Source organism: Bacillota bacterium (assembly GCA_018333655.1).
Taxonomy (GTDB): domain Bacteria; phylum Bacillota; class UBA994; order UBA994; family UBA994; genus BS524.
This window is the reverse complement of sequence record JAGXTJ010000012.1, coordinates 17,700-27,034: the sequence shown is the minus strand read 5'-3', so window position 1 is coordinate 27,034 and position 9,335 is coordinate 17,700. Positions and strand designations below refer to the sequence as shown.

General features: G+C 52.4%; 6 protein-coding genes. All 6 read right to left on the bottom strand.

The window, feature by feature from the left end:
- Nucleotides 1–153: 153 nt before the first annotated feature.
- The 6 genes from KGZ92_02960 to KGZ92_02935 all read right to left on the bottom strand — a co-directional run bounded on the left by KGZ92_02960 (nucleotide 154) and on the right by KGZ92_02935 (nucleotide 9,323).
- Nucleotides 154–600 carry a YaiI/YqxD family protein gene (locus KGZ92_02960; GenBank protein MBS3888248.1) on the bottom strand — a complete coding sequence of 149 codons (447 nt, stop codon included), beginning with the start codon at nucleotides 598–600 and terminating at the stop codon, nucleotides 154–156.
- Nucleotides 584–1,165 carry a DNA-3-methyladenine glycosylase I gene (locus KGZ92_02955; GenBank protein MBS3888247.1) on the bottom strand — a complete coding sequence of 194 codons (582 nt, stop codon included), beginning with the start codon at nucleotides 1,163–1,165 and terminating at the stop codon, nucleotides 584–586. The genes KGZ92_02960 and KGZ92_02955 overlap by 17 nt, the downstream gene beginning before the upstream one ends.
- An 87-nt stretch (nucleotides 1,166–1,252) precedes the next feature.
- Nucleotides 1,253–2,575: a TIGR02679 family protein gene (locus KGZ92_02950; GenBank protein ID MBS3888246.1), complete on the bottom strand. Its 1,323-nt coding sequence runs from the start codon at nucleotides 2,573–2,575 to the stop codon at nucleotides 1,253–1,255.
- Nucleotides 2,568–6,671, bottom strand: coding sequence for a TIGR02680 family protein (locus KGZ92_02945; protein ID MBS3888245.1), 4,104 nt, complete (start codon nucleotides 6,669–6,671; stop codon nucleotides 2,568–2,570). Before KGZ92_02945 ends, KGZ92_02950 begins: the two co-directional genes overlap by 8 nt.
- Complete coding sequence (locus KGZ92_02940) at nucleotides 6,664–7,854, bottom strand: TIGR02678 family protein (protein MBS3888244.1); 1,191 nt, start codon at nucleotides 7,852–7,854, stop codon at nucleotides 6,664–6,666. The genes KGZ92_02945 and KGZ92_02940 overlap by 8 nt, the downstream gene beginning before the upstream one ends.
- Nucleotides 7,854–9,323, bottom strand: coding sequence for a TIGR02677 family protein (locus KGZ92_02935; GenBank protein ID MBS3888243.1), 1,470 nt, complete (start codon nucleotides 9,321–9,323; stop codon nucleotides 7,854–7,856). Before KGZ92_02935 ends, KGZ92_02940 begins: the two co-directional genes overlap by 1 nt.
- Nucleotides 9,324–9,335 lie beyond the last annotated feature (12 nt).

Sequence of the window (9,335 nt, the reverse complement as noted above, 5' to 3'; positions counted from 1 at the left end):
GGGGGGTGCATGCTAGATAAAGCCATAGAGTTTGTGCTATTCTGCATGATGCCATTGAGGATCAAAGCATTACGCTCGATGAACTTCACCTTTACATGACAATATGGATCGCGACACCCACTCAACTTAGACGCTACGTAAGGGTGTACAGGATTAAGTAGTAAGACTAACTCTATCCATAAGTCTGAGAAGAGCCGCCTCGAACCGGGCATCATCTTCTTTAGTCCGCTTGGCAGGACCCTTGGCTCTACCCCCGCCCCGGCGTATCTTTTGCCCGATGTGCCGCTCCATCAGTAGTTTATCTATATTGTCGTCCGTGAAAACTAAGCCGTTCTGATTGACAGCCTTGGCTCCTTTGCCGATGGCCATAGCGGCCAGCCCGAAGTCCTGCGTCACTACAATGTCCTCACGGGTCAACAAGCTCATCAAGGCAAAGTCCACGCTGTCGGCTTGCTTGTCCACGGTGATAATACGGCTGTAACCATCATGGAGCTCGTGCGAGGTGTCAATCAACATGGTAACGAGTATACTTCGTTGTTTCGCCAGCCGGACGATAATCTGTTTGACAGGGCAGGCGTCGGCGTCAACTAAGATTTGCATGTAATATCTCCTCATAAACACAACACAACTTAAGGTGGTCGTTCACCATGCCTACAGCCTGCATAAACGAATAAATGATGGTCGAGCCCACAAATTTAAAGCCCAGTTTCTTTAAGTCTTTGCTTACTTGATCGGAGATTTTAGTGGTGATGGGTATATCCGCGAATTTTTCCCAATGCCCGACAATGGGCGCATAGCCGACATAGCTCCAGATGAACCTATCGAAACTTCCATGTTGTGCAGCGATTTTCAGAAACATCTTGGCGTTGGTGATGGCCGCATTGATTTTCAGGCGATTTCGTACAATGCCCGCATTGGCCATGAGTTCTTCAATTTTCGCATCATCGTAAAGAGCCACCTTCTCAGGGTCAAAACCGTCAAAGGTTTCTCTGTAATTCTCTCTTTTCTTAAGCACGGTAATCCATGAAAGTCCTGCCTGCGCGCCTTCCAAAATCAGCATTTCAAACAGCTTGCGGTCGTCATGCACCGGCCTTCCCCACTCGTTGTCGTGGTAATCTATGTAGATGGGTATGTCACCAAAACATCTGATTTTCTCGTTATCCACTATTCCCAGCCCTCTCTGCTATCATTTAACACTTAGCGCATCTTTCCTGGGCCACATTAAGCATGCTGGCATATCGTAATCCTCAGCTCATTTAGTCCCGCTAAACTGCTGCATATCCTTTAATAGGCTCGGGAGTATCTTCTCTTGGTATCCTGCCCTGCCGTCACGCATTAACTGCTCCTTGACTTCAAGCAGATCTGGCGATGTTACCCTTAGCAGCTGCCCTAGTCTCTTTGCGGAGACCGCAATTTGTGAAACGGCTCCCTTGTAGTCATCTAACCCAAACCTCCAAGGCCTTACTTGACCCGGGTAACGGTCAGACAGGCGCTGGGCCATGAGAAGCCCTTCTGGGTCATAGTCGCCAGAGTAGTAGATAGTCGCCCCTGACTCCACCAGTTTATCGAACACCAAGTAGCTCGCTAACTTTGGCTGGCCATGTGTGCAGATGAGCGGCGGAGCTAGGTGCGGGAGATTATCCATAAGGTAGGAAAAAACGCCTGAGTTCTCAACCGCAAACACCAGACAATGGTCGTGTGCGGGAGTCACCTTGCGAAGTTTGGCCGCTTCGCGCACTGGTACATTCAGTACGGCTCCTTCAGCTACTGCTGCTCGCCATGAGTTAAGCGGGCCGTTGCTATCTTCAGCGTAAAGCCCGTAACATGTCACAAAACTAAGGATGTCGTCACGCACGATGCCAACTGCCTCCAACAAAAACGCAGGGGCATCTGTGCCTCCGCACTCTTCCATGCCATCGTCGGTCTGCTCCCGAAAGAACTTCAGTGCGCTTAGTAGGTATCGTCCTTTAGTAGTCTCAACATCAAAGGCGTGCGGGTCCCCTGTAACATCCACTGCCCAGACAGGCAGTCGTTTCACAACTCCTGCGTCAACTGGCAGGTTACTTAAGGCAGTAAGCACCTCTTCTAGGTCCACACGCAGCTGCAGGCGATCTTCCCTATACGCCGTGTAAACTGCACGTGCGCTGGCTACTTGCTGCTCGACTCCACTCAGCCAAGCTTGGGCGCGAGGGTGCGTGAAGTCTGCCCTAAGTGAGGCGAAAAAACGATTCTGTTCTTTGGCAAACTCTCGCCGTTCTTCCCCCACCGGGCGCAGTAAGGCCCCAGTAACTCCCTGCAGCACCTCCACCATGTCTAAACCAGCAAATCGAGTCTGGTCTAGAGCCTTCTGGAACTCACTAAGTTTGACGCTAACTGCAGCATGGCTCTGCAAGTCCTTCCCTAGCACGCCAGATAGGGCTTGCTGCTCTTCCGCTACCAGCTGTTCAAGTTTTATGCTGCCCCCTATGCGCCCTAGCGACCTGTAACGCTCAGCCATGGCAGTCATAAGTCGCTTAAAACCAGGAGACGAAAAGTACTTAACTGCCTGCTGCAGGAGTAGCGCTGAGTCACTCAACCAGGTCACCGCCCCCCGGTGGCATCATCCGCTTCACAGAGCCATCCCACAGATATGGCACCACTGTAACGCAGGGTGCGTTCTTCGGGCGCACTAATTCGCTAATAGCTAGTCTGCCGGTTGTGTCGTAATCACCCCATAGAGCCTGGGAGTTAATGATGTAATCCAAGCCCAGCTGCTCCATTAGCCCAAACATGTCGCGAATATTGGTATCGTCTACCCCAGCGAAGGCCTCATCTAGGCTGATTAGGCGCGGTGCATCATCCCTGGCCTCCTGGTAGCGGGAATAGGCAGCCGAGAACAAGGGGATATACATCGCCATCGCCTTCTCGCCGCCACTAAAGGTGAAGAACACACGATCAGTCAACTCTCGTTTGTTTTCGCCCCCTTTTCTAAAGAAGAGCTTAAAGTCAAACCAGCGGCGGTAATCGAGCAATTCCCTAACTATTGTCTGGAAGGTCTCGCTCTGCTTCCGCTCTGCCAGCTCTGCCTTGGCGCGATCAATCTGCACCCGAAAATGCGCCGTAACTCTGTCTGTGTCAGCAGGCTTTAGCAAGTTCGGGTCAAGGCGCAAAAGCTCCACCAACTCGCGGGTATCAAGTTCGTCTTCGTGCTCGGCCGTGCGCGGCTTCCAGCTTAATGAGAAGGTAAGGCCGCTAGAGGTATCTCGCTCTTCCATCAACCTGCTTATTTTGTTCACCCACTGCTCGGCTCTATTAACTCTCTGCCTGATCATGTCGCCCACGCTTTGCAGGATTATCTCTTCATATAATTCGCGATCCTTGTCGTTAAGCAGCTCTTGTTGCTCCGTGGTGTCCTTCTGTAAAGCCAGAAGCGCATGAACAATATCTGTTCTCCGACCCTTGTACTCTAGCATCAGTGACAATCGTGCGGTAGGTCCACTGAATGACTCAGCTACCTCTGTACTGGGCAGCTCACGCGGCTGCTCTGTAAGGGTTACTCTGTATTCTGTAAGCAGAGCCAGCTCACGATAGTACGCGTCGTTCAAGCGGGAGAGCACGCGGCCTCCATCTTGCTGCGTTGCTTGACTTAACTGCTTCTTCACTAACGAAGCCCTCTGCAGAGGGTCTCTGCCCGCGGGTACTTCGACATAACCTAGGGACACTTCGCCCACGAAAAGCTGTTGCCATACGTTCTTTACTCCTTGTGCCTCAACTAGTCGTCTAGTGAAACCCCAAAGGTCGGTTTCGCCCCGTTGCAGCTCACCCTTAAGTTCTGTCGTCCTTATAACGGCCTTCTCTAGGGCCTGCGGGATCTCATCTAGCCGCATATTCACCCAGCGACTACGCTCTCTAATCTCTTCCGCGCCCATCTCGAGCAGCTGTCGTTCAATTGCTTTCATCTCGCTCTGCGCTTGCCTTGCTTCATCTGCCAGAACCGCAAGTTCACCCTTTAGAGTGTCAACATCGGCCTGCACCTCCTGCAAGGTGTCTCCATGATACACAATCAGCTTTCTGGCATGACCCCAATTCTGATACTCTCGTTGCAGCTTGTTCAAGGCGGACTTATATTCACTCATGGTCTCCACGGCAGCCCTAACGCCAGGCTCAGATGCCTCGATATTTAACTCCAGTAGCGCCAACTGCTGGCGATTGCGGGCTTCTAGCAGGCGCTTGTGGCAGGCATCTAGCTTAATCTGCCTCTGATTGGCCTCATCTTGACACACACTGAGCTGTGCTTTGACCGTAGTCAGCCTATGCCATTGCTCCAGAAGACCCTGCAAAGATGGTAGTGAGCCAAACTCCTGCTGGGCGATCTGGTACCGCTTTTCTACCTCATTTTGCTCCGCAACTACCTGCGCTCGTTCGGTCTGCAACAAATCTAGCTGGTCGCCTAAGCGTTGCAGTTCACGCTCGCGGTAGCGGCGCCTTGCCTCGCGCCCTATAAAGCGTGAACCTTGCCCCGTAGTCGCGTGTCCAGACAGCAAGGCGACGCGGTAACTGCCGTTACTCCCCAGCACCACCGCCCCTTGGTCGTTACTGGGCACCTCGTAAAGAATGCTTCGCAACACGTTATCTATTGCTTCACCATCAAGCGAGTTAGTCGGCACTGGCCGCAGAATATCGGCTAGGGTAAAGGCGAACATTTGCGGTGCGGGGATGAATACCTTATCGTGCCGCGAGACAGCTCCCAAATGCTGTGCAGGAACAATTAGCGCGTCCAGCAGTCCCGCCTCGGTTATGGCCGCCTCTATCCTTTCTTTATGGTCATCGCTAACACCCTCACGAAATTCTACTGCCGCATAGAAAGGAGCGTATGGCACACCAGCCGCTCGCAAAGCTTGTCGGGCAGCCTCTGTTTCTGGGTGCCTGCTAGGCTCAGGCTCGGCCTGTTCGCGACACTTACGAATCTCCTCCTGCAGGGAGGCTATCTCTACATCTTTGTGCCTAAGTCGGCTTTTGATGTCACCTTTCTTCAAGGCACTCTGCTCGCTATAGGTCTCTCGAGCCATTTCAACTGGCTGCAGCACCTGCGCTGGTAAGTAGGGCTCGTATAGCCCGTCTACTCTTTGCGCGACGGCGAGCCTATGAGCTGGCGATAGCTCAAGCTCCTGCAACTGCTTTGACCAAGCATCGAAAGAGATTAAGTAACTTTCCTTCTTTTCGCGCATTTCTTCTTCTATATCCGCTTGCTCTCTATTCTTTTCATCAAGAGCTCTCGTGGCAGCAGCGTGGGCTGCATCAGCCTCGCGATGCTGTTCCTGCGTTTGCTTGTGCTCGCGAATTGCCTGCCAGGCCGTATCTAGTCGCGCCATGTGCTGCTCTGCGACTGTTTCCCAAAGCGAAAAGTCATAGTCGCCTTGCTCACGCTTCTGGCACCAATGCTGGTGCTGCTCTATATGCAGCGCAAAAACTGCACCCTCTGCCAGCTCCGCAAGCTGCTCGGCAACATCACGGAGCTCCGCGGCAAACTTATCCGCCCGGACCTCCTCCTGCCGCAAGGCCTCTCTCGCCTTAAACTCGTTCTTCTGCTTATCGCCCAGTTGCGTTTGCTTTGTCTGTTGTGCTGCGTGTCTATTCTTCTGCTCTACTTCTAGCTGACGATATTTTTTCTCCACAACATAAACTTCGTGCTCCACAAGGTGCTGCAGTTCACTCTTTAGATTCTTCTGCTCTAAGTCCAGCTCATCGTATTGCCGTTCTGCCACCTGCAATTCAGACTGCCACTTACGCATGTTGTGCTGAAGAACGCTCTGACTTTGCTCTAAGTCACTGCAGTTCTCATCTGCCAGTAGTAAATTTTTAGCTAGCGCCCACAATTGCCAGCGGTTGTAACTATCGTAAGCGGCAGCTAATCTCTTCATTGCCTGCTCATCACGCTGCAGTTGCTCTAGCTGCTGCTTAATCTGGTCCATATTCTCTATGGTCTCAGACAAGGGTCGCAGATCGTCGTCTGCCAACGGGGGCAGCGCCGCGTTCAAAATCTCGTAGATGACTGTTGGCTTAAAGTCCTTAGACAACTTAGGGCTACGCAGCTGTATCAGTAACTTAATTAGCTCGTCGTAAGCGTCCCGCCCTGCGAAACCGAAAATATGCTTGTTCACTAAATCCATGTAGTCTTCTCGCTTTTCCACTACGCGCCCACCCGTTTGCAGACGGTTAGCGAGCTCGCGCTTGGAGAGTGGTACAAGTTCTTCCTTGCCAGTCTCTAAATTCAGTTCTGTTTTACAAAGCTCAAAGTCCCTGCCTACCCTGCGGTTATCGGTAAGTACAAAGCCCCAGAACTCAAGCGGCAGATTACGCCGCGCCCGCAGGCCGATACCACAGGTAATATATCGCTCGCTATCTTGGCGCTTAAACTCCATCCACAGGTACCCAGTCCGCTCTTCTCGGGTGCTTACTTCCCCAAGCAAGTAATCCTCCATGCGGCGGGCGCGCGACCCAAAGGGGTCAAGTCGGTCTGCTGACGTGCGGCCATCTAGCAGTACAGGCACTAGGCTCTGCATCGTCACAGACTTCCCCGAGCCGTTACTACCCCGCAGGAGCAACTTGCCATCAGCGAAATGAAACTCCTGCACGTCATAATACCAGAAGTTCAGCAAGCCAGCGCGGTTTGGCTTTAAGCGATTACCCACCTTCGCACCCCTCTTCCATTTCTCGATAGTCATCCGGGTAACGTCCGCTGTACCTAGCCAGTGCCGGCATAAGGCAAACCACCCCTGTCACTACATCAACTTGCGCTAACTGCCACTCGCAGAACAACTCTACTAGGTCTCGATAAAGCCCCTCCATATCCTTCTCACGGTATTCCTTTGACCATCCGGTTGAATATCGCTGTGCACATTCTGCTAGCCAAGACATAAACTCTGCCTTAGTGAGGCACAGGCTACCGTCGTATTGGAGGGGGAGCTCTTTTTCTGCATACTTTTCGCGGGCCACCCCCGCCAGCTGCACGGCAATGTCCTCAATAACCTTGTGGCCAGGGAAGGCTCTGAATCTAGACTGACGCTCTGGCAAGGTTAGCATGGCTACGTTTCTATATAGCTCAAACTGAAAATCAAAGTTCTGTTCAAAGTCGTCGCGCAGGCGATGGCGGTAGTTACGTAAGTAGAGAAAGTCAGAGTCCTGCCCCCCACTGCTGTAAATGGCTGGGCAAAACAAAAGCTGCCTATAAATCTTTTGGCGACGCCTATCGGTGGGGTCATCTACTAATTCGCTGTCAAGAAGTTGCTGCGGATCGGAAAAGTCCTCGAGGCCGCGCGGGAAAGTTCTCATAAAATATCTGGCTACAGCAGGTACCTCGTAGAGAACCTCTATCTCGCTCTGGCTGAACCGGTCAACTTCACCGTCTACAACTACCAATACTCCCAAGCCAACCGCTAGCCGCATCACTCGCACCAGCGACTTGCGATGTTCGTAATTTGTCCAATCTAGCTCGCCAGCGTGCGGGTATAGGGACTGCAGCTCTTCGCACAAATGAGACAGCAAGAACTGATCTAGAACAGCACGACCCTCAAGAAAGCCAAGCAGACAGCACAACAAGGCATAATCGCGAGTGCTCTGTAGCTCCTGCATGCCCATCCAGGGCATGGCGTAGGCCGGCACTTTCTCTAACTTGACAAAGTGTCTGTGTACTATTAAGCGCAGCCCAGCTTTGTCCCAAAACCACTTGCGTAAAACCTGCTCGCGGCTTCGCACCTGTTGGTACATCTCCGCATCCCTGTCGCGCAAAATCCAGAAATGCTGCAGCAAGTCTGCGGCAGCCTCTCTGGCCATATCATCAAAACCTGTACGTTGGCTCTGCTCATCCACGACCATCACTCCATAAACTCCAAGGTGTAATCAGGCATAACTAGCCTTCCGTCAGTGCAAGTGAGCGTTACTTGCCCCGGGCGCGTGTGTAGCCGATATCGTCGGCCGCCCTCTGTGTTACCGGTTTTTTCGCTATTTGAAAGGCAACGGGCTATCCAGGCCAGCAAAGTCTTGCGGATCTCTGGCTGAACTACGCCAAGCTCCCCTACCCGCAAAAAACCCATTTTTACGATGCGAGTTAGCATCTCTTCTTCAGCTAAACGTGCCTGCAAATACTCCTCTAACACGGCCGACTTCTCCTCTGCCCTGCCTAGCACTGCCCCAGACCTGCTCTTAAGCTTGTAAGTCCGCACTCGCGGATTAATAGTCAGAGTCAGCGGTGGCCGCTCCCATACCTCGGCGTAGATGTCCTCTGTATCCCTACCCGGAGCATAGAAGTGCCTAGTCTCCGACAAGCCAAAGACGCAGGCCGACAACACATGTGCCTCTTCTAGAGTGCTACAGTCGGCAAAGCGCGCTGCTAACTGCAAGTACTCCCGCCTGCGACTGCGCTGCTGCTGGTAGCGATCGCCCAAACGCTGTACAAACCTAGTAATTCTGCGAATAGCCTCGTGGGTCTCGCGGTGTAGTTGGGAGCAGTCGCTCTTGCGTTGAACGGAATCAAGGAACCAGCTGCATAGGTTACTCCATTGTCGCCTGTACCGGCCAATCAACTCATCGCGCTGCGGCCGCTCCTCCAGCCTCGGGATAGTAAGAGCGTAATCTGCCAGCTGCTCGCACACCGTCACATAAATGTCTGTTTCTGCAGACTTCAAGACCGCCTCAATTCTTCTCGAGGTCCGCTGCAACGTGGTGATGAAGTTTCGCAAGTAATCACTGAGCGAATCCTTGTATGCCAAAAAGCCCTCGACGCTCATCATCGCCTCACTGCGCTCACTACTTAAAGCAGCCAGGTAGTTAGTAGCATTGGTAGAAAACCGCTGAAAAACGGAGAATAACTCTGTCCACTTGCCGTGTAGATCCTCCGTATTTGCGCTGTCCTTTGCTGCCACTAACTGTTGTATGGTCTCTAGCAGTCTTTCCACATCAGTGCGCTCAAGGGACCCGCCGTAGGACGGACCCATCTGCTCTAGAAGACAAACCATGCGCTCAATCTCAATGGTATATGGCGTGGCCTGGTAACGAAATCGCTTCTTGCGAAACTCCTGCACGCTAGCAACCCTTGTTACATCCTGCCGGCCAACTAAATTACCCCAGTCCATCAATTGTCGCAAGTCCTGCTCTAGGTCGCCTTCTTCATAGCTCACAAAGTGTGCGCTTGTTTGCAGCTCACTTAGAATTTCTTCTGGGTACACGAAGTGGCGCATGCTCTCATGTTGCAGAAAGAAATAGCGCAAAATAGCCCGGTAACGCCACGCATTACCTGCTGTTAAGTAACTAGCTTCGGTCAGTGGCTTAAACAGCCGTTCATCCATCGTTGCACTTCC

What these genes read in the sequence shown, in the direction of transcription:
- KGZ92_02960 (MBS3888248.1), bottom strand. Translation starts at nt 600, where the DNA reads ATGCAAATCTTAGTTGACGCCGACGCCTGCCCTGTCAAACAGATTATC.
- KGZ92_02940 (MBS3888244.1), bottom strand. Translation starts at nt 7,854, where the DNA reads ATGGTCGTGGATGAGCAGAGCCAACGTACAGGTTTTGATGATATGGCC.
- KGZ92_02935 (MBS3888243.1), bottom strand. Translation starts at nt 9,323, where the DNA reads ATGGATGAACGGCTGTTTAAGCCACTGACCGAAGCTAGTTACTTAACA.